The sequence below is a fragment of the Labilithrix luteola genome, assembly GCF_001263205.1.
Classification (GTDB): domain Bacteria; phylum Myxococcota_A; class Polyangia; order Polyangiales; family Polyangiaceae; genus Labilithrix; species Labilithrix luteola.
Map to the genome: position 1 here is coordinate 8,996,004 of NZ_CP012333.1, position 19,698 is coordinate 9,015,701.

Sequence of the window (19,698 nt, forward strand, 5' to 3'; positions counted from 1 at the left end):
GAGCTTCGTCGTTCAGTCGCTGCCGGAGCGTCCGTCGTTCGTCGAGTAAATCGCCGCGAGCTCGTCCAGCACAGAACGTCACGCCCCACGTGTGGCACGTGAGGCGCGAGCGAAAAACACTGGTTGACGTCGGACGTTGACGTCGCGAGGCGTCAGCGCGAAGCGCGCCGCGAACTACTGCGAGTTGTCGACGACGCGCGCGAGAACTTCGAGCGCATCGATGAGCTTCGCGCGATCGCCACGCGGCACTTTGTCGAGGAGCGACGCGAACGCAGAGCTCGCGCCGTTGCCCACGGACTGCGCGGCGCGGCGGCCACGCGGCGTGAGACGCACGTCGGTCTGACGACCGTCGTCGGAGCCCTTCTGGCGAGCAATGAGACCCGAGCGCTCGAGGCCCGAGAGGTTGCGGCTCGCCGTCGAGGGGTCGATGCCGAGGAGGGTGGCAAGAGTGGAGGTCGAAAGGGCGCCTCGCTCCGCGATGAGCTGGAGCGTTTCCGCCTGCTGAGGGGTTACGTCGCCTGCACGTGCGCGTTCTCGCGCAATACGTCCGAGACCACGAGCAAGAGCTACAAGTGCGCGCGCGAACCGGTCCTGGTCGGCCATAGGAGAGCCCCTGTACTCTACAACTCTTGCTTCCGCGTCAAGCGTCGAGTTTGCCATCCGCACGATCCCACTGTTTTATCGGGCGGTTCGTGAGGCTCTTGTCGAGCTCGTTTCGAGGACCGATCCGTGCGCGCGCCGGACGAGGCAGACCTGCTGGATGGGCTGCCAATCGGGTAACCTCTTCGGCGCTCGCGCACGCCTTGCGCGTGGCCGCAGGTTCTGCCCGTGCTGCTCGTGGGTTGCCGTCATCTGCGGTCATAAAAGACCGCGACCCCGGCCGCACGCGGCGCATCGGACGGTGCGTCCAGAACTTGCATTTCCCGGAGTAGGACGGCGCCGTTTCGCATTGCGGCTAACGCGTGCGGCGCGAACAAGCCCGTGCTACTAAGGGGGCCCTTCCTGGGGAGTGATGCCCGTGAACGCGAACGCAAACGTCAACGACGCAATGCACTCGAGTGAGCTTCGATCCAAACGTCCGGAGACCTGCCGGATGTTCGAGAATGAGTTCCTCGAGAAATTCTCGCGCATCCATCCGGCTACGCCGTTCGTAGTCTGGATTCCTGTCGCGCTCGTCGTGCTCTATCGCACGTGGTCTCGCCACGAGCTTTCGGCGGCGGGCATGGCGGGGCTCTTCGTGGGCGGCCTCCTTATGTGGACGTTCACCGAGTACGTCCTTCACCGTTGGGTCTTCCACTGGACCAACGACACGCCGCGCGGTCGCCGGATCCACTTCCTGCTCCACGGCGTCCATCATGACTTCCCGAACGACAAAGACCGCCTCGTGATGCCGCTGCTCACGAGCGTCCCGTTCGCGGTCATCTTCTACACGCTGTTCTACTTCGGCTTCGGCGTGCGCAACGTCGGACCGATCTTCGCGGGCTTCACGGCCGGGTACCTCTCCTACGACGGTACCCATTACGCGATTCACCACTTCAAACAGAACACGCGCCTCGGCAAGTACATCAAGCGTCACCACATGCTCCACCACCACATGGACCATGACGGCGGCTTCGGTGTCTCCACGCCTCTCTGGGACGTCATCTTCCGCACGATGCCCACGGTGAAGAAGCCGGACATCAAGCGGAAGGCCGAAGCTTCCTGAAGAGACGCGGGCCCTGAAACGCGGGCCTGAAACGCGCCCTAGAATTTGAAAGCGCGGACGCCCGGCTCACTCAGTCTCACTGGGTGACCGGGCGTTCCTGATTTTGTACGCGTTCACGCTCCCGTTTGCCGTTGGCCGGCCAAGCGGGGCCTTCTAGCGAACGTGGGTGTTCACTGGGGATGCCTCCGGCCGCGCGAGGACCGGCATGGGCACTCGGGCGACAGAAATGGCCATGACCCTGCCGTTCAGCGTGGCGCCCGCTTGTGCTCCAACGGCGAACGCGAAGAGCGTTCCCGCAAGCGCGAGGGCAACGACGGCGGACTTGGTGACGACTGAGCTCGTGCTTCGCATGGCGGCCTCCTCCTTGGAAACGAACCGGGCCGAAACCCGTTTCGAAAGTCGAAGCTCGCTGAAGTGCCCCTCAAGTCATTCTTCGAGAGTGATCGCTAGGGCGTGAACCTTGGGAATGAAATCCAGAACCCAAGAGCTCACGTTGAAGAGAACGATCAAAAGCGGAGCGGTAAGAACGAAGAAGACGAAGAACGCAGACAACCAGAGAAGAAGAGCGAGCGACGATGGCTTGGGGCGTGTCGCTCGACGAACACAAGCTTACGCCTCGTGGCGGCGCGCGATACGGGAGATTTGCGCGTCAGGCCGCTTCAAAGATCGCGCGATTCTTCGTCAAAGATGCCGCTCCAAGTGCTTGATCCCGTGACGTTCACACGGCAAGGAGAGGTGCCTTGTGCGCGTGCTGCGTACAACCTCACACGACGACGAAATCGTCAGACCGCGCATCGATGACGACGACAAGTGGTATGGAAGGGCCGCGCGCCCGCATCGGTTGGCGCAGGCATCGGGCGAGGATGGTCAAACGGGGGGCGCAAGCGGAACGCGTACGGCGAGGCTCGGCTGAGCGTGGCTCTTCGCAGCACGTGCGGATTGATCGAGTGGACGCGACCGCGCGCGATAACCTTGTTAGCTTAGAGAGACGACCGCGATGACGCAGGGGCAGAAGGCGCCCAAGAGCGCAGACGACGCCAAGAAGTCCGAGATCGGAACCGTCCTTGCGAGCCGCTACGAGGTGCTCCGCGAGCTCGGTCGCGGCGGTATGGGCGTCGTGTATCTGTGCAAGGACCTCGTGAGCCACGAGCGCGTTGCGCTCAAACGGCTTCGTCCGCCGGAGGAAGCGAAGGCCACGCGCTCGGAAGAGAGCTGGTGGTTCCAGCAGGAAGCACGCGCCGTCGCTTCGCTCGAACACCCGGCTATCGTTCGTGCACGCGACTTCGGAACGCTCCATGACGGCTCGCCGTATCTCGTCATGGACGCGCTTCCCGGTCGAAGTGTCCACGAGTGGATGCACACGACCACCATGCCGTGGTCGGTGATCTGGGCGCTCGTCGATCAGGTGCTCGCCGGTCTCGCGCACGCTCACGCACGCCACATCATCCACGGCGATCTCAAGCCCTCGAACGTGATGCTCGATCTCGCCTCGACGGGGCGAGGCCCGCGAGCCTACGTTCTCGACCTCGGCCTCGCGTGGCTCCGTGAGACCCGCCACGACTCTCGTCTCGATGGTGCGCCGGAGCCCGAGCTCGCGGTTCATGCGGGCGCCGGTACGGTCGGTTGGGTCGCGCCCGAACAGATTCGTAAGCAAGCGACGCTCGTCGGGCCCGCCACGGACCTCTACGCGCTCGGCTGCATCATGTACCGCGTGCTCACGGGCAAAGAAGTGTTCGAGGGCACGGCGCAGGAGGTCTTGCGCGCGCACAAGCGAACGCCCGTGCCGCCTCCGACCTTGCCCGATGGCGTGCCGCCGCAAGCCGGCATGTTCATCCAGCGGCTCCTCGCGAAGAAGCCGTGGCATCGCTTCGAGCTCGCCGCCGACGCTCGTCGCGTCTGGGCGCAGTTCCGTCCGCGTCACGCGCCCACGCTCGAAGAGACCGTGGCGAGCGCGCCCGTGCCGCCGCCCGAGCCCTCGAGCACGCCGGAGATGGGCCGCGCGGTTGCCGCCGCTCGTTCGCTCGCTCCCGGTCTTCTCTCGCTTCGCCCGTCGCCCATGGTGGCGCGTGATCCCGAGCGGCAAGACCTCATGGACGTGGTCCTGTCCGTGTGCGCGGGGCAGTCGCCGCAGCACCGCATGATCGCCCTCATCGGCGAAGCCGGTGTCGGCAAGAGCCGTCTCGCCGAGTGGGCCTGCGAACAGGTTCACGAGCGCGGTCTCATGTGGCCGCTTCGCGCGCGCTACGGCCGTACCCCGTCTCCGCTCGACGGTCTCACGGGCGCGGTGAACTCGTTCTACGGCCTTCAGGGCGCCGATCGCGAGACGGTCGAGCAGACGCTTCTCGATCGTTGGGAAGTCGACAAGGCCGACGGCGAAGAGCTCGCGTGGGTCGCGGCGACGGCGGAGTGGCTTCGGCCCACGCCGCCCGGCACCGTTCCGCCGCTCGGTCCCACGGGCAAGCGCTTCGTGCTCGACACGCCCGAGCTCCGCTTCGCCGTCGCGCGTCGCACGCTCGAGCGCATCGGCACCGATCGCCCGGTCCTCATCTGGTTCGACGATCTCCACCTCACGAGCGCCAACACGTTCGAGACGCTCTCGCGCATGAAGCGCGACGCTCCGCGTCTTCGGCTTCTCATCATCGCCACCGCGCGCAGCGAATCGCTCGAGACGGATCTCGACGCGGCCGTGCGTATGGAGGCGCTGCGCGCCGAGTGGGGCGGCAAGGTGCTCGACCTTCGGCCGCTCGGCGTCGAAGAGACCGAGGTTCTTCTCCGCGCCACGCTTCCTCTCCAAGAGAGCGCGGTGCAGGCTGCCGTCGCGCAGAGCCGCGGCAATCCGCTGTTCGCGCTGCAGCTGCTGCACGCGTGGGCCGGTGGCGGCTACTTCACGCTCGAGGGCGGCAAATACAAGGTGCCGGACGAGGCGCTCCACGGTCGCGCGATCACCACCGCCGACCTCTGGGACGAGCGGCTGCGTGCGGTGCCGACCGATCTTCGTCTTGCGGCCTACGCGGCGGCAGCGCTCGGCGATGACGTTCGCGGCGTGGTCCTCAAGTCGCTGCTCGGAGCGCTCGGGATGGATCCGCGCGATGCCCTGGTGGCACTCACGCGCGCCCAGATCCTCCTCGCGTCGGGCAACGATCAGTTCCGCTGGCCGCACGCGCTGTTGCAGGAGCACTTGCTCGGCCGCCTCCACGAACGCAACGACGCGCCCGCCATCTTCCGCCTCGCGGCGAACGCGCTGGCGCTTCACCCCGAAGTCGGTTCGCGACGCATCATGAAGCACCGCGTCCGCAACCTGCTTCGCGCGGGTGACGACGACGTGGCAGCGCGCCTGATGTTCAACTTCATCGAGGGCGCGTGGGCGCGCGGTCGCGATACGGCGGCCACGCTCAAAGACCTCACCATGCTCGACGGTCGCGTGTCGGGCGCCGCCGCCGCCGAGTACGCCTACTGGCGCGCGGAAGCGCTACGTCACATCGGCAAGCTCGAGGAAGCGCGCGAGCACGGAGAGACGTCGCGTCGCGCGTTCGAGCAGGCCGGCGATCGTACGAAGGAAGCGCACGCGCTTCGCCTTCTCGGTCATCTGGCGAGCGATCAGGGCGCGCCCGCGCAAGGTCGCTTGCAGGTTGCACTCGCGATCTCGCGCTTCGAGGAGCTCAAAGACGACCGCGGTCTCGCCGCAGCGCTCGTCGTGCTCGGCGAGATCGACTACCTTCTCGGCGAGCATTCGCGGGCGAGGGAAGTCCTGCTCGAGGCCAGCCAGCGGTGTGATGCCGTCGGCGACATGCTCGGTGGCGCGCAGTGCTTCATCCTGCTCGCGATGATCGAGACGGCCGTGGGCGGTTACCGCCGTGCGCGCGACCTCGTCATCCACTCGCGACAGGCCTTCGACGCCATCGGCTACCGCCTCGGCATCGCCCAGTGCGACGTCGTCCTCGGTCATGCTGACCACCGCGCCTTCGACATGGATGCGGCTCGTGCGCGTGCACTCTCGGCGCGCGCCGCGTTCCGTGAGCTCATGAACCCGCGCGGCGAAGCGGCGTGCGAGCGCCTCCTGGCGCTCATCGCCATCGACACCGACGACTTCGCAGCAGGCGGTGCCCACGCGTCGGTGGCGGCGAAGATCTTCGAGCGCTTGCAGGATCCCTGGGGCGACCTCGAAGCTCGGCTGCTCCTCGCCCAGGTCGCGCTTGCCAAGGGCGACCCACAGGCCAAGCAGCTCGCTCAAGACTGCGAGAAGATCGTCCTCGACGAGGCCGAGCCTCGTCAGCACCGTCATCTCACGCTCGCCTGGCTCGCGCAGACCGAGCAACGTTGGCAGGACGCGGCCAACGAGATCGACCGGGCGCGCGCCGCGTTCGGCGACAAGGCACGCTGTGGCGACCACACCCCGCAGCTGCTCAAGCGCTTCTCCAAGATGAACTGGCAGGGCCCCGCTGCCGGCAAGGTCGAGCAGTGGCTCGAGATCGTCGAGAACGCGAATCCCGACGAATCCGTATCCTCGCGCTGGCCTACGCCGCCGCGAAGCGCCCCCGACGTCTCCTGACGGCAAGGCGGGCGGTCAAGCAAGCCAAATCCGCCTTTTCCGACGTTTTGGGCGCTCCCAGCGCTTGAGCGGAGGGGGTGGTCTCGGCTAGGGTGCGCGCCACCATGTCGACCCCGCAGGATTCTCCGAAGCGCCGCAAGCAGAAGGCCCGTCGTACCAAGCAGCTCGCCGCCTGGCGCGAGAAGAAGGCCGCCGAGGGCACCACGGCTGCCCCCGCAGCCAAGAAGTAACGTCCGCGTTCGCCTGGCGTGTTCGGCACGCCAGCACGCGAAAGCGAAAAGGCGGCCCTCGTGAGAGGAGCCGCCTAACGCTTTTTGTGGGCTGGATTTCGGGCCTGCGTCGGCCGTGAAGGGGCGCGTCAGTGACGCTTGGCGCGCGCGCCACCGATGGCGGCGGTGACCTGCTTGACCGCGCGGCCGTGGCTGGCGAGCGAGAGACGCTCGACGGACACGACCGTCTTCGCCGGCGTCTTCACGGAAGCCGATGAGGAGGCAGCGGCCGAAGGTTCGCCCGAGAAGACGCTGATGCCGAGGGCTAGCACGCAGACGCCCACGCACGCACCGAGCGTGGCCTTCACGATGCGCGTGAGTCGCGCGCGGCGTTCGGCGACTTGCGGCGTGCCCTTCTCGAGAAGTACGGGATCGCTCATCACCATGCTCGCGAACGTCAGGCGCGCCGGTCCGAGGGCCGCGGCTCGTTCGAGGAGCGTCTTGGTGGAAGGCGCCGAAGCGTCGTTCTCCTCCTCGGCGAACGACACTGGCTCGATGCGGGGCGGCGGTGGAGGGGAGGTCGTCGCGACGGGAAACTCGAGCGGTCCCGGCATCGCGAGCGGTCCCGGTGTCGCGAGGGGAGCAGCGGCCGACTTCGACTGGAGCACGGAGGTTCGCGGTAGTCCCACGCCCTTCCGTAGAGCAATCGACGCGCCATCTACGCGACCCGTGACAGATGCCTCAAGTGGCGCGAATCAGGGTCGATTTCTCGCTCGGAAACGAACGATTCCAGTGGCGCGGCACGAGAGGCTGCTTCCGAGGGCCATCGACGATGGATCGAATACGCCCCGTCGTGCGGGCGGCAGGCAGCAGGCCCTGACCGCCTACTGCGTCTCCGCCTGCACCCAAGCGTTGAGGCCCTGGACGATCGGATCGTCGCTCGAGAGGGCCCTCATCGGGTGATTCGGATTCGCCTTCCCCGTGGGGTTCAGGAGGATCGTGCTCTGCGTCTTGTCCTGGAAATTGATCCAGTTGCGGGCCTGCGCACATGCGGTCGCCGGATCGGTGTCCGCGGCGCGTAGGTCCATCGCCTGAACGGCCTCCGGCGGAGCGTTGCTCGCTGCGCCGGCGTGGCATCCGAGGCAGGAGTTCTTGCCGACCACGGTTCCCGCGGGCGGCCCGCCGTCCTCTTCGCCATTGTGATAGACGACGATCTCTTCGACGTCGGCGCGCATCGCGTTGAGCGCCTTGCTCTGGAAGACGTCGAGCGCGGTGCATCCGGTGGCGGCACCCTGCGCCTCGGTCGTCTCGAGCTTCTGGAAGGCGATTTTCAGCTGGCCGGTCGCGTCCCAGTGCAGCAGGATCATCTTGCCGCTGAAGAAGTCTGCGCTCGTGCCGGCGTTGACCGTGAGCTCGCCGGTGAAGCCGTTTTCCTTCGGATCGGCGTCGACCTTGCCGCTGCGGGGCAGGATGACGAAGAACGGCGCCTCCATCTTCACCGTGGATTTCGGCGGCGCGTAGAACCTGAGCGCCGAGAGCGTCAAGGTTCCGTTGTTCTCGGTCGCCAGGAAGGTGATGCGTCCTCCGGCCATGCCGCTGGCGACGGTGTCGAGGGGAATGCTGTTGAAGCCGGAGGCGACCGTGAATGCGCCCGTGTTCGGCAAGGGCGGCGGCGGCACCTCGGCCTGCAGCCAGCTCGCCACGCCCTCGAAGAGGCTGGGTGTGCGCTTGAGCGACGGGCCCTCGTGATCGATCTGCGTGAGGAGGATGCTGTCACCCACCTCGCGCGTCGCGGGGAGGATGCCCTTGTAGTTCTTCGCCGTCACGTACGGGTCGTCGCCACCCAGCCAGTGAGGAGCGGTGGTTCCCGCGACGTGACAGGAGCCGTTCGCGCCTCCGCAGGTTCTCACGAGCTCGTCTTGCACCGCGCGAAAGAGGGGCTCGGGATCTTGCCCCGCGGTTTCGCGCGACGGCGTTTGCGAGTCCTTGTCACTGCTGCTGCATGCGACGGAGACGACGATCGTCAGCAAGCTCGTAGCGAAAAGAAGCGCGCTCCGAGAGGCAAGCTTGCGCACGTGTGAAGCGACCATGATGTCCGATCCTGCCGCTCGCTTCCGGTCCTTGCAAGCGCTCCGCGTCGCTCAACGTCGTCCGGCTCGGGCAGCGCTCGCGGCTCGGGGCGCTGCCGTCGGCTTTCGATGCACCCGCGCGCCGGCGCTGTCATTCGCGCCCGTGTTCGCGCCCATGTTCGCGTCGACCTCGACGCGTGGTTCGACACGAGCATCGATGCGCGCGTCGACCGGTGCGCTCTCGGCGATTGGGGCCGGCACGTCGGGCGCCTGTGGGCGGGCGAGGGCGAACGCGCTTCCGGCGGCGGCGAGTACGAGCGCACTCATGCACACCATCGCGAGTCGCGCGGCGGTCATCCGGTCGCCACATCGCCGTGCGAGCGCCTCGAACCGTCGCACGAGGCTCCGTGTGAAGGAAGGCGTGGTCCGGGGGCGTGCTTCGCGGGGCGGCGGAAACGCCATGGGCACGACGCATCGCGCCCGACCGTAACGGGCGCTCACCACGATCGGGCTGCTCGAGGGCGGGGTATCGTCGTCGAGCAGCTCGATTTGGACTGTGTCGGCGAACGCGAAATCCTCCGGCTCACGGCCCGGCTCGAGAACATCGGCGAGACCCACCCACGACTCTGCGGGTTGCCGACTTCGAGGCGTGTGAGGCGTGCGGCGGAGGACGGAGAGGGCCATCCGCCGCGATGGTGAAGCAAGCGACAGGCCACACGTCGAGCGCCGTACGCGTGCACATCGAGCCTAAAAATAAGTGGTCCTCGCGAAACATTGCGATGGTGCTCGCGCGCTCGGAGGTCGGAGTGGGGCGTGAGGGTGGAGCGCTCGTGATCCACGCATCGGCGCGAGGACCCGCGGAGACGCGAGTTGGGCGTTGCGCGCTCGCGAAGCGCGGTCATCTTCGAATGTGGCGTAAGGGCGAAGTCGCGGCGCGGCTTCGTCCGGGAGTTGGACGAGCCCATGCGCCCACGAGTCCATGAGCCCAAGAGACGCCAACGAGCCAACGATTGAGCGCGAAGCATCTGCTTGCATTGCTCGGTGTGGCGACGCCCGCGACCGTCGCGGGGGCGCTCGCACTCGCCTGCAGCTCGTTCGCGAACGATGCCGGTGTGCGCGTTCCTGCCGGAGGCGTCGCCGCCAACTCGCTCGCGGCGAAAAGTTCCCACGCGCGCGATCACCGCAGTGCACGACTCGGCGAGACGTCGAAGGAAGCGCTGGTCGAGACGAAGTCCCACTGTCCCGGCGGGATGATCGAGATCGAGGCGAGCGGGTCCGGAACGAACATCACCCGCGATTTCTGCATCGATCGGTACGAGGCGAGCCTCGTCGAGGTTCTCCCGAACGGCGACGAGCGCACGTTTTCGCCGTTCGAATCGGTGGAGGGCCGTGAGGTTCGCGCCGTGAGCGAGCCCCACGTCTTTCCTCAGGGCTACATCAGCGCCGTCGAGGCCCAACACGCTTGCGCGGCGTCGGGCAAACGGCTCTGCGCCGTGGGGGAGTGGCGCAAGGCCTGCCGCGGCCCCGCGGCGCGGACGTTCGGGTACGGCAATCGTCGTGAACCGGGGCGATGCAACGATCGCGGGCGGAACCCCGTTATCGCGCTCTACGGGCGAGGCCACTGGACGTGGCGCACGATGAATGAGCCTCAACTGAACCAGCTCGAGAACACGCTCTCGCGCACCGGGGATCACGTCGAGTGCACGAACGGCTACGGCGTCTTCGACATGGTCGGCAATCTGCACGAGTGGGTGGCTGACCCCAATGGCACCTTCTACGGCGGCTACTACCAGGACGTGCAGAGCGTCGGTCACGGGGAGGGGTGCGGGTACCTGACGACCGCCCACGAGGCTCGGTACCACGACTACTCGACCGGCTTCCGTTGCTGCGCCGATCTCACGCCACGCGGGGAAAAAGCGCTCGGCGGCGAGGGTGGCGCCAGTGGCCGGCGATTCCTCCGCTGACCGATCTGCTGCGTTCTTGGCCCAGACGTGGCGGTCCTCATTACGATCACGCCCATGTCCATGTTCGTCCGCAAGAACGAGCGACGAGAGATTCGTCGTGCCGTCAATCTCGCGTGTCAGGTCGTGCGAGAGCGCGATTTTCGACTGGTGGCGAATCGCGCGCTCGACGTCTCGCCCGACGGGATGCTCGTGGCCAGCGAGAGCGATCTCGAGCTCGGCGACAAGGTCATCGTCACGTTCCGCGCCACGGGTCTCGACCTGTGGTTCGACGCCGAAGCCGAGGTTGCCCGCGTGGAAGCGGGCCGTCGGGCAGGCGATCGTGGCCGCGCGGTCGGTCTGCACTTCTCGACGATGGATCGGGTCAAGCGCCTGATTCTCCGCACGTCGCTCCGTCGCGTGCCTCCGCCGCTTCCGCGTCGGGCGCAGCGCATCGACTGGGCCCGTAGCGTTGCGAGGTTCGCATGAACGCCGCGATGGCTCTGCCCATGCCGCTCGGTCTCGCGATGGCGCCTTCGTCGCGCTCCTTCGCATCGCGACGCGTCGCTACGCGAAGGGACGTGGTCCTCGAATGCCAGGCCGTTCGCGAGCGTGATTTCAAGCTGATCGCCGACCGTACGCTCGACGTATCGACCGTCGGCCTTCTGCTCCCGTTGCGCGAGTCGGTCGAGATCGGCGAGTCGGTCATCGTCTCGTTCCAGATCCCCGGCATGTGGATCGACGCCGAGGCCACGGTCGCGCGCGTGATTCGCGGCCTTCGTCCGAGCGATGACGGTCCTGCCGTCGGTCTCGTCTTCGACGCGATGAGCTTCTCGGCGCGCGCGGCGCTCGCGGGGTTCCTTCACGGTCGTCCGCCCCCGCTCCCGCGTCGCGGTCCGCTTGCGCGCATGCGTCGAGGCCTGAGCGCACCGATCCTCGCCGATCAGGGCGTGATGGAGACGATGAGCGCGACCGCGATCGCGGAGTCGCCGGTCCTCGGTGCCGACGACGTCGAAGACGTGGTGGAGGGCGAGGAGCAGGTCGACGTCTTCGGCGTGCTATGCGAGATGGCTTCGGCCTGGATGCGTCTCGCGTCTCCCTGACGCCCTCCTCGTCCATCGACACGACAAAACGAGAACGCCGCCCGGTGAGGAGCGGCGTTTCCGTTTGTCAGGCGCGTCTGTCAGGCAGCCCGAGCGCCTTTGAATTCTGCGCCCGGGAGAGTGGCCTCGTGATCAACGCAGGATCGGCGCCGAACCGGTGTTCGTGACCGTCGAGCACGCGCAGTTGCCGTAGTCCATCAGAGGGTCGGGCGCACCGCCGCCGCAATCCGTGCCCTTGCAGCCGTCCGCTTCCGGCGGGCAGACGTCCGGATTGTCGTTCGGACCTTCGCAAACCTCTTGGTCGCCACCCGCGCCGCTGCCGGCGCCGCCGCCCGACGAGGTCATCGCGCCGCTGCTGCCCGAGGAGCCCGACGATCCGGAAGCCCCCGACGAGCCGCTGCTGCCCGACGTTCCGCCCGCGCCGCTCGAGCCGCTCGAGCCTGAAGCTCCCGAGGAGCCCGACGAACCGCTCGAGCCCGACGAGCCACCCGTGCCGCTCGAGCCCGACGAGCCAGAGGCGCCGCTGCTGCCCGAGGAACCCGAGCTTCCGGAGGAACCTGAGGAGCCGGAGCTACCTGACGAGCCACCCGCGCCGCTCGAACCGCTGCTGCCCGAAGCGCCCGAAGAGCCAGAGCTGCCCGACGAGCCGCTCGAACCGCTGCTGCCAGTGTCGCTGCCGGTGCCCGAGGAGCCGGAGCTACCCGAGGAGCCGCTGCTGCCCGACGAACCCGACGATCCGCCGCCGCTGCCGCTACCGCTCTCGTTGCCGCCGCCGTCGTCGCAACCTTCGCCGCCGCTGCCCGAGGAGCCGGAGCTACCCGACGAGCCGCTCGAACCGCTGGAGCCACTCGAGCCACTCGAGCCGCTCGAACCGCTGCTGCCGACGTCACCGGAGCTGCCCGACGTACCGCTGCTGCCCGACGTACCGGACGTGCCCGACGAGCCGCTCGAACCGTAACCGCTGCTGCCTTCGCCCGAGGTGCCCGAGGTGCCCGAGGTCCCGCTCGAACCGTAGCCGCTCGAGCCGCTCGAGCCGCTCGAGCCGGCATCCTTCTCGCAGCCCGTCTTGGGGGGCGGCGTTCCGTACGTCTTCGTCGCAAGGCTCGTCGCCACCGACTTGCCGCCGCCGCAAACGACCTTCGGCGACAGCCACTTCACGATCTCGTCGGTGCGGGCGATGTACAGCTTGCCCGTCGACATGCCGCGGCTGCTGACGAGGCCGACGATCTCGCCCGCGTCGTTGATGACCGCGCCGCCCGTGTCGAGCGTTTCGCTGTTCGGGATCTCGGTGACGTAGGCATGCGGGAACGTCCGCACCTTGTCGACCTTCGTGCCGATCAGGTGAAATGAGTTGCCGCCTCCCGCGCTGCGAACGCGCGTGACCGAGCCACCGTTTCCGAGCGCGCTCTCGGCGAGCTTCGGGTACGAGGGGAGGTTGATCGGCTTGTCGAGGTAGATGACGCCGACGTCGTGCTTGCGCGGGTGGGACTTGAGGCTGTTGTACTCCATCCAGTCCTTCGTCAGACCGCGCGAGCCGGTCACGACCGACTTGCCGTCCGAGGAGGTGACCGTCCACGTGGCCTTGCCGGCGACGAGGTGACCGGACGTCAGGACGAGACGAGGCGCGATGAGGACGCCCGAGCCGACGCCGACCTTGGCGCCCGTCTCATCGTGGAGTGTGATCGTGACGTTCGCCGACGACAGCGCTTCCTTCGCGCTCGCGGACGGTCCTTCCGAGTTGTCGGTCCCGCTGCACGCTGCGAGAACACCGAGGAGCCCGACGAGGACGCCCGCGCACGCTGCTCCGTAAACTCGTTTTCCGATCATGGCCTCGACCTCCAACCCCGAGGACCTTTTGCCCGCGGGTGACGACCCCTTATGCACGCCGAAGGCCAGCCGTGTTCGCGTTGAATTTCCGGGAGGTTCGAACGCGGGAGCCGATGTGGGCTCGCGAAATAGCTGCGTCTTGTAGACATCAAGATGGATCGAGCTTGCTCCTCCACGAGCACACGAATCGTTGTCGTTTCCGCGGAAAACTACAGAAAATCGAATGTCGGGTGTGATCTCTACGCCGCAATTCTTCGAGCATGCGCGTGCAACGCGCGAGTGCGTTTACGATGGCGTCGAACATGCAGAGTCCACGCATCATGAAGAAGCACCTCGCCTTCGTCGTCGTCGCTTTGGGTGTCCTCGGGGGAGTCGCGGCGTGCTCGTCGTCGAGTGACAGCACGTTCGGAAATCAGAAAGCCGAAGACGACGGGGGGCCGCCGCCGATCAGCCCCATCGTTCCGGAGGCGAGCACCGACGACAGCGGTGACAGTGGACCGGCGCAGTGCTCACCGAAAATTCCGGACGACTACAAGGCCACATGGGCCAAGCCCGTGGTCGACCACACGGCCTGCACGGCCGACGAGCTCACCGACTACTTCAACGCATGCCTCGCGGATCCCAACAAGAAGGACCAATGCGCGACGTTCGCCGCGGCGCACGACAAGTGCGTGAAGTGCACCGAGCCCGCCGACGGTTCCGGGCCGATTCAGTGGTTCATGGATCGGCTGTACTACGCGCTGAACGTTCCGAGCTGCATCGCGCTCGTCGAAGGAAATACGGCGGACGACAGCTGCGGTGCCGCCTACAACGCGGTTCTCCAGTGCACGCGCGTGGCGTGTGAGGGGTGTCTCGCGACGGGCGGAAACTTCGACACCGACTTCAAGTCGTGCCGGACCAACGCGCAGGGCACGGGCCTCTGCAAGAGCTACGACACCGTTCGCGCCGATACGTGCAAGAACGTGACGTCTGCCGGCTCCGATGCCACCGTGACGTGCTCGCCGGGATCGTCCACACCGGTCGAGCACTACACGCGCGTGATGACTCTCTTCTGCGGTCCTACCCGCTAGACGACGCTCGAAACGTGACGCGCGAGCCGGTGCCTAGACCGACTCGCGCACGAACGTGTCTCGGCGAGTGCCTCACCAGTCGATGATCGCGGCACCCCAGGTGAAGCCCGAGCCGAATCCACAAAGCGCGATCTTCATTCCGCGCTTCAGTTTCCCGCTCTCCACGGCCTCGGCGAGGAGGATCGGGATGGTCGCCGCGGTGGTGTTTCCGTAGCGCTGGATGTTGTGGACGATCTTCTCGTCCGGGATCCCGAGCGACTGCTGAATGAACTGGTTGATGCGCAGATTCGCCTGGTGGAAGAAGAACATGTCGATGTCCTGACCGGTGATGCCGTTGGCGATGCACGCCTCCATCATCACGGTCATCATGCGTTCGACGGCGTTCTTGAAGACCAGCTTGCCCTCCATGCGCGCCCACATGTCTTCCGGCGACACCTGTCCGACGCCCTCGGCATTTTGCGGAATGAAGGGGCGTTTGCGGGTGTCCCAGACCTTCTGGGCGAGAACGTCGGCGAAGCGACCGTCGGCGCCGAGCTTCCAGTTCCGAACGCCGCGGTCCTCGTCCGTCGCGCTCACGATCACCGCGCCCGCGCCGTCGCCGAAGAGCGACGCCACCCCGCGGCCGCGCGTCGTGAGATCGAGCGCGTGCGAGTGCACTTCCGAACCCACGACGAGCACGTTCTTCAGCGCGCCGCTCTTGACCATCGAGCTCGCCGTGGCGAGGGCGTAGAGGAAGCCGGAGCACTGGTTTCGGACGTCGAGGGCAGGGACGAACTTCGCGTTCGGGCCGTCGCAGAAGCCGAGTTTCTGCTGCAGATAAACGCCCGAACCCGGGAAGCAATGCTCCGGGGAGAGCGTCGCGAAGACGATCATGTCGATGTCGTTCTTGTCGATGCCCGCGCTTTTGATCGCGGCCTCCGACGCGAAGACGGCGAGATCGGCGGGACCGACGCCGTCGTCGGCAAAGCGGCGCTCTTCGATGCCCGTTCGCTGGAGAATCCAGTCGTGGTTGGTGTCGATGCCGAATTCGGTCCGGAGGTCTTCGTTCGTCACGCGACGAGGAGGGACGTAGAAGCCGGTTCCGGAAATGAAGGCATTGGGCACGAGAAAACCTCCGCGGGCGAATCGTTCAGAAATTGCAGAACCCACAGCGGAGATACTCAATCGAGCCTGCAGGTTGCAAGTGTTGGCCCGTGGCATTGCACAGGGACTGGGTCATCGTTCGTCCGGGGCGGGTGGATCGTTGCGCGCTCTGCGCGGACGTAAGTTGCTCTCGGCTCCGAGCGCGGGCGTTGTCTTCTGTCCTCAGTCGGCTGCTCTGTGTCCTGTCAGTTCACTCGTTCTCGTGCGCCTCTCCCTGTTTGTTCGGGTTCGTCGCGTGGAGGCGACCGAGGTGCAAAAGTCTCAGTCCTCACGGCCCGCGTGGTGGCCACGCGTTTGCTTTCGAGCTGTTCGATGCTTCCTCGTGCAAGCTTTGGGTGGGCGCTCGCATCTCTCGCATCCCGCGTTTCCGTTGTTCCAGTGGCGTCGTTTCTGACGGTCGCGCTGGCCCTCGGTGTGTCGGGCTGCTCGTCCTCGGACGAGGCCGCGGCACCGGACGGCCGTGCTGGAGAAATCCGCGGAGCCGACCTTTGGAAGGACGGCCTGCAGCTGACGGGGATCGTGACGATCGCCGAGGGCGCGGTCGTCGATATCGAGCCTGGTGCCAAGATCACGTGCGCCGAGGGCGCCGCGCTCTATGTCTCGGGCACCCTCCGCGCGAAGGCGGCGGCCAACCACGCGCGGATCTCGTGCGCGGAATGGATGGGCGTGGTCGTCAATCCAAAGGGCGCGCTCGATCTCGAAGGCCTCGAGCTCGAGAACGGCTCGGCGGGGCTGACGCTCCTCGAGCAGTCGGCGCCGTCACGGTTCGCCGAAGGCGCGATTCTCAACGCACTCCATCCGATTCAAACGGCCAAGGGCACCAAGCTCGACGTCGCGAACATCAAGATCACGACGCCGAAGAAGGTTCCCGATCGGCAGGTCTCGATCTCCGAAATCTACGGCACGATGACCGCGACCCGCGTGGACTACGACGCGGCGTCCAACGAAGGCATCTCCGTCAAGGAGACGGGGGACCTGACGATCTCCGACTCCACGCTTCACGGCACGAATGCCTTCGACCTGATTTCGGCCTACAAGGCCGCGCACCTGAAGGTGAGCTACACGATGCTCACGGGCGCTCACTGCGGTCTGCACATCGAGCCCGCCGAGTCGTTCGAGATCGACCACGTCACGAGCGACGCGAACATCTTCGGCATCACGATCTACGGCTCCGGCAATGGGCCCAACACCGTCACCGATTCGAATTTCACGGGGACCTCGGCCTGGCTCGACTTCCAGGGGGACAACGGGCCGGTCACGTTCGACGGCGTCTACACGAACGGCCGAGAAGTGATGCTCGGCGGGCCGGTACCCACCATCACGAACACGGCGAAGACGCCCAACGGCGACGCGAAACCCCGCTGATCGACAGCGAGATCGGGGCACGCCGGGGCCTGGCCCCGCACAGGAAGGCGGTTTTGAAGCGCGTTTTTGGCGGGAATCGATCCCATCCTCTAATGTGGGTATATGGAGGTCGATGTGGTTGGTCTCGCCGCCGAATTTCCAAACGACAATCCCGCGCTCCACCGCGGGATCATCTGGGTCTGCCTCGAGCCGGTCGCCGCGCCTACGGTCGATGCATGTACTTTGCAGCCGAGCACCGTCGAGGTTCCGCCGGAGGTCGAAGCGCCCTCGGTGACCAACTCGGTCGCGGAGGCGCCACTCGCACGAGCCACGCCGCTCGAGGGCCCCGTCACGGCGGTCGACGACGATGCACCCGTGGCGCGCATCAGCGGCATCCTCCCGATTGCGCTCGACAGCGAAGCACGTCCGGAGCGCGAGGAGATCGGCCTCGAGGACATGGTCATCGCACTGCAGGCCCAAGCGCCGTTCGATGACCTCTCGGACGACGAGCCAATCGTCGTCGAGGAGCTCGAGCCCTTCGATGACGATGTCTCGGTCGAGGCCGTGAACGACGTCGTGACCACGCTCGTCGCCGCGGCGCCAGCGGTGGCCGTGAACGTCGAGCCCGAACCCGTCGTGAGCGAACCTGTCATGAGTGCACCGTCGACGACGCTCCCGCCGCCGCCCGAAGACCCGTTCACGATTTTCGTCTCCACGCTCGTCGACGTTGCCCTCCACGAGAACGCAGCGCACGTGGCGGCGGCTCTGCCGGGCCTGCTTGGCGCCGGAATTCTTCCTCATGGACTCGGGCCCGAGGCCACGCAGGCGCTTCGTGAGGGCGGCATCGTCGAAGGACTCGAGGCCACGCCCGGCTTCGCGGCGACGACCACGGCCTGGTCGGCCATCCTTCGCGGCACGAGCGACGACTTCAGTGCGTGCGGTAGTGGAATGCTCGACGAGTGGGCAGCCGAACTGCTCGCGCGATTGCTCGGAGCGCCGTCGCGCGTTCCTGGCTTGCGGAGAGAGCTTCGGGCGCGCGGCGTCGCCGCCTTTGGATTGGCCTACGCCGCGTAGAAACGGCTCACTTCGCGAGCAGCGACCGGAGGCGCGGAGCGATGTTTCGCACCGCGCCTTTGCCTTTGATCGAGCCCTCGAAACGCTTCGACGACGCGCGTCCGTCGTCGTTCGGAAGGACGAAGAGGGGGATCATCTCGGACGTGTAGCCGGCAGCGGCGAGTCGGTCGCGATCGACGTCGAGATCGAACTCGAGCAGCGAGAGGTTCGGGAAGTCGGAGTCGAGCTCGCCCTTCTTCGCCGCCTCGTGGAAATGCTGGCACGGCTCGCACCACGTCGCACCGACGTAGACGACGAGCGAGCGCCCTTCGGCCGCCTCGCGCTCGCGCGCTTCTCGGATGATCTTCGCCGCATCGGCGCCGGCGGACGCCGCGCTCACGCGCACCCCGCGGTTCGACGGCGTCGCAGGTGCAGTGCCGGAGGCCGTCTGCGCGCTCGAGGCCTCGGGAGGGGACGGCTCGGGCGGCTGACGCGAACAACCCGTGCTCAGGGCAAGGAACGCGACGAGGGGCGCGGCGAGGACGAGGGGGGCGGTTCGCAACATCACGGCTTCGGCGGGAGGTCGGACCATCGGCTGGCGATTTCTTCCCAGGTCGGCACCGCCTCGTCCGGCGATGTGTGGAGGACGCGAATGCGTACGACCATGCGTTCGATGGGGGAGGTGTACCCGTGCTTCCTCCCCTTCGAGAACATGGCCTCCATGCCCGGCAGGGGCAGGGGATAGCTGAAACGTACGGCGTCTTTCTCGCGCAGACGCCCGCCGCCGAGGCGCGCCCCGAGCATCTCGTTGCCGACTTCGGGGCGTCCCGTCGCGCGGTCCAGGATTTCGACGCACTTGAAGGTCGAATCGAGGCCATAGACGCGGCGCTTGGTCCACACCTCGGCGGCGCGCCACGGACGGCGCTCGGCGCCCGGACCCTGTTTCTCGTCGACGACGAGGAGCTCGATGCCCTCGGCCGACCGGCTCCTGGGCGGTGCATCCAGAACCGGGCGAAGCGGTGCCGAATCCATGCGCATCGTCGAGCCGAGCGTCTGGCGCGTGTTCAAAGGCTCGGGCTCGTCGAACTCGCGCAACTCACCCTCGTCGTCCGGGGGCCCCATCCGGATGGTCTGACCCGCGAGGTAGCGGTCACTCTTGGGTGGCTGCTTCTTGCCGTCCATCCAGCTCTGCTCTCCGCGGAGCAGCATACCAACTTGCCCAACTGCGCAGAAGATGGAGGAAGCTCACGATCCTCCCTCGGCAGTCGCGTAGGCTCTCGGCATGTTCCGCGAGGTGCAGACCGAGCGTCTCGCCGACGAGGCGGCCGAGGCCGAGCACAAGCCCGAGCATTGGCTGCGCTGCGCGGTCTGCCACGCGCCCGTAGTGCCTGCGAACGCGGGCATTTCCGTCAATGGAGCGCACGAGCACACGTTCATGAATCCCGGCGGCCTGAGGTGCGTCGTGCGCTGCTTTTCGTCGGCCCCGGGCTCGGTCCCCGAGGGGCCCCGTTCGACCGTGTGGACCTGGTTTCCGGGCTTCGCCTGGCGCGCCGCGATGTGCGGCAGGTGCGGCGCCCACCTCGGCTGGTCCTTTCACTCGGCGAAGGGCACGGCCGTCGCACCGTTCTTCGCACTGCTTCGGGAAGCGCTCGCCTGAGCTCTTCCGTGCGGTCGACAAAAAGCCGA

Annotated in this window: 19 protein-coding genes; 10 read left to right on the top strand and 9 right to left on the bottom strand. The window is 66.8% G+C overall.

Annotation, left to right across the window (positions count from 1 at the left end; translation table 11 throughout):
* Positions 1-174: 174 nt before the first annotated feature.
* Complete coding sequence (locus AKJ09_RS39030; protein ID WP_169928218.1) at positions 175-603, bottom strand: MarR family winged helix-turn-helix transcriptional regulator; 429 nt, start codon at positions 601-603, stop codon at positions 175-177.
* A gap of 415 nt (positions 604-1,018) precedes the next feature.
* Here AKJ09_RS39030 and AKJ09_RS39035 point away from each other — a divergent pair, with 415 nt between their 5' ends.
* Positions 1,019-1,705: a sterol desaturase family protein gene (locus AKJ09_RS39035; RefSeq protein ID WP_240488765.1), complete on the top strand. Its 687-nt coding sequence runs from the start codon at positions 1,019-1,021 to the stop codon at positions 1,703-1,705.
* Positions 1,706-1,858: 153 nt separating this feature from the next.
* Here the strand turns inward: AKJ09_RS39035 and AKJ09_RS39040 are convergent, their stop codons facing one another.
* Positions 1,859-2,056: a hypothetical protein gene (locus AKJ09_RS39040; RefSeq protein WP_146652920.1), complete on the bottom strand. Its 198-nt coding sequence runs from the start codon at positions 2,054-2,056 to the stop codon at positions 1,859-1,861.
* 646 nt (positions 2,057-2,702) lie between these two features.
* Here AKJ09_RS39040 and AKJ09_RS39045 point away from each other — a divergent pair.
* Together AKJ09_RS39045 and AKJ09_RS55750 are read left to right on the top strand one after the other, a co-directional pair.
* Positions 2,703-6,254, top strand: coding sequence for a serine/threonine-protein kinase (locus AKJ09_RS39045; RefSeq protein WP_146652921.1), 3,552 nt, complete (start codon positions 2,703-2,705; stop codon positions 6,252-6,254).
* A 104-nt stretch (positions 6,255-6,358) separates the two neighbouring features.
* Positions 6,359-6,484 carry a hypothetical protein gene (locus tag AKJ09_RS55750; protein WP_275936686.1) on the top strand — a complete coding sequence of 42 codons (126 nt, stop codon included), beginning with the start codon at positions 6,359-6,361 and terminating at the stop codon, positions 6,482-6,484.
* 128 nt (positions 6,485-6,612) lie between these two features.
* On the opposite strand, the gene AKJ09_RS39050 is transcribed toward AKJ09_RS55750, so the two are convergent.
* From AKJ09_RS39050 to AKJ09_RS39060, 3 genes are all read right to left on the bottom strand, one after another.
* A complete protein-coding gene (locus AKJ09_RS39050; RefSeq protein ID WP_205633924.1) occupies positions 6,613-7,152 on the bottom strand; it encodes a hypothetical protein in 540 nt (179 codons plus the stop codon).
* 195 nt (positions 7,153-7,347) lie between these two features.
* Entirely contained in the window at positions 7,348-8,553 is a 1,206-nt protein-coding gene (locus AKJ09_RS39055; RefSeq protein ID WP_146652923.1) for a hypothetical protein, read from the bottom strand.
* 51 nt (positions 8,554-8,604) lie between these two features.
* Complete coding sequence (locus tag AKJ09_RS39060; protein WP_146652924.1) at positions 8,605-9,216, bottom strand: hypothetical protein; 612 nt, start codon at positions 9,214-9,216, stop codon at positions 8,605-8,607.
* 326 nt (positions 9,217-9,542) lie between these two features.
* Here AKJ09_RS39060 and AKJ09_RS39065 point away from each other — a divergent pair, with 326 nt between their 5' ends.
* Genes AKJ09_RS39065 through AKJ09_RS39075 form a run of 3 tightly spaced genes read left to right on the top strand, consistent with a single transcriptional unit; the run spans position 9,543 to position 11,575 of the window.
* Positions 9,543-10,496, top strand: coding sequence for an SUMF1/EgtB/PvdO family nonheme iron enzyme (locus AKJ09_RS39065; RefSeq protein ID WP_240488766.1), 954 nt, complete (start codon positions 9,543-9,545; stop codon positions 10,494-10,496).
* Between the two features lie 54 nt (positions 10,497-10,550).
* Positions 10,551-10,961, top strand: coding sequence for a PilZ domain-containing protein (locus AKJ09_RS39070; protein ID WP_146652925.1), 411 nt, complete (start codon positions 10,551-10,553; stop codon positions 10,959-10,961).
* Positions 10,958-11,575, top strand: a complete 618-nt coding sequence (locus AKJ09_RS39075) for a PilZ domain-containing protein (protein WP_146652926.1) — start codon at positions 10,958-10,960, stop codon at positions 11,573-11,575. Before AKJ09_RS39070 ends, AKJ09_RS39075 begins: the two co-directional genes overlap by 4 nt.
* 132 nt (positions 11,576-11,707) lie before the next feature.
* Here the strand turns inward: AKJ09_RS39075 and AKJ09_RS39080 are convergent, their stop codons facing one another.
* Complete coding sequence (locus AKJ09_RS39080; protein WP_146652927.1) at positions 11,708-13,402, bottom strand: trypsin-like serine peptidase; 1,695 nt, start codon at positions 13,400-13,402, stop codon at positions 11,708-11,710.
* Between the two features lie 320 nt (positions 13,403-13,722).
* Between AKJ09_RS39080 and AKJ09_RS39085 the strand changes: the two genes are divergently transcribed.
* The gene (locus AKJ09_RS39085) at positions 13,723-14,472 is read left to right on the top strand and encodes a hypothetical protein (RefSeq protein WP_146652928.1); all 750 of its coding nucleotides are present in this window, start codon (positions 13,723-13,725) and stop codon (positions 14,470-14,472) included.
* Positions 14,473-14,544: 72 nt separating this feature from the next.
* Here the strand turns inward: AKJ09_RS39085 and AKJ09_RS39090 are convergent, their stop codons facing one another.
* The gene (locus AKJ09_RS39090; RefSeq protein WP_146652929.1) at positions 14,545-15,576 is read right to left on the bottom strand and encodes a 3-oxoacyl-ACP synthase III family protein; all 1,032 of its coding nucleotides are present in this window, start codon (positions 15,574-15,576) and stop codon (positions 14,545-14,547) included.
* A 417-nt stretch (positions 15,577-15,993) separates the two neighbouring features.
* On the opposite strand from AKJ09_RS39090, the gene AKJ09_RS39095 reads away from it, so the two are divergent.
* Positions 15,994-16,980 (top strand): right-handed parallel beta-helix repeat-containing protein, encoded by a 987-nt coding sequence (locus AKJ09_RS39095; RefSeq protein WP_146652930.1) that lies wholly within the window; start codon positions 15,994-15,996, stop codon positions 16,978-16,980.
* A 114-nt stretch (positions 16,981-17,094) separates the two neighbouring features.
* On the top strand, positions 17,095-18,033 hold the full coding sequence (locus AKJ09_RS39100) for a hypothetical protein (RefSeq protein ID WP_146652931.1): 939 nt from the start codon (positions 17,095-17,097) through the stop codon (positions 18,031-18,033).
* A gap of 7 nt (positions 18,034-18,040) precedes the next feature.
* On the opposite strand, the gene AKJ09_RS39105 is transcribed toward AKJ09_RS39100, so the two are convergent.
* Both AKJ09_RS39105 and AKJ09_RS39110 read right to left on the bottom strand, forming a co-directional pair.
* Positions 18,041-18,577: a TlpA family protein disulfide reductase gene (locus tag AKJ09_RS39105; RefSeq protein ID WP_205633926.1), complete on the bottom strand. Its 537-nt coding sequence runs from the start codon at positions 18,575-18,577 to the stop codon at positions 18,041-18,043.
* Positions 18,577-19,221 carry a hypothetical protein gene (locus AKJ09_RS39110; protein WP_146652933.1) on the bottom strand — a complete coding sequence of 215 codons (645 nt, stop codon included), beginning with the start codon at positions 19,219-19,221 and terminating at the stop codon, positions 18,577-18,579. Before AKJ09_RS39110 ends, AKJ09_RS39105 begins: the two co-directional genes overlap by 1 nt.
* 73 nt (positions 19,222-19,294) lie before the next feature.
* Between AKJ09_RS39110 and AKJ09_RS39115 the strand changes: the two genes are divergently transcribed.
* Complete coding sequence (locus AKJ09_RS39115) at positions 19,295-19,669, top strand: cereblon family protein (protein ID WP_146652934.1); 375 nt, start codon at positions 19,295-19,297, stop codon at positions 19,667-19,669.
* The last annotated feature ends 29 nt before the right edge of the window (positions 19,670-19,698 follow it).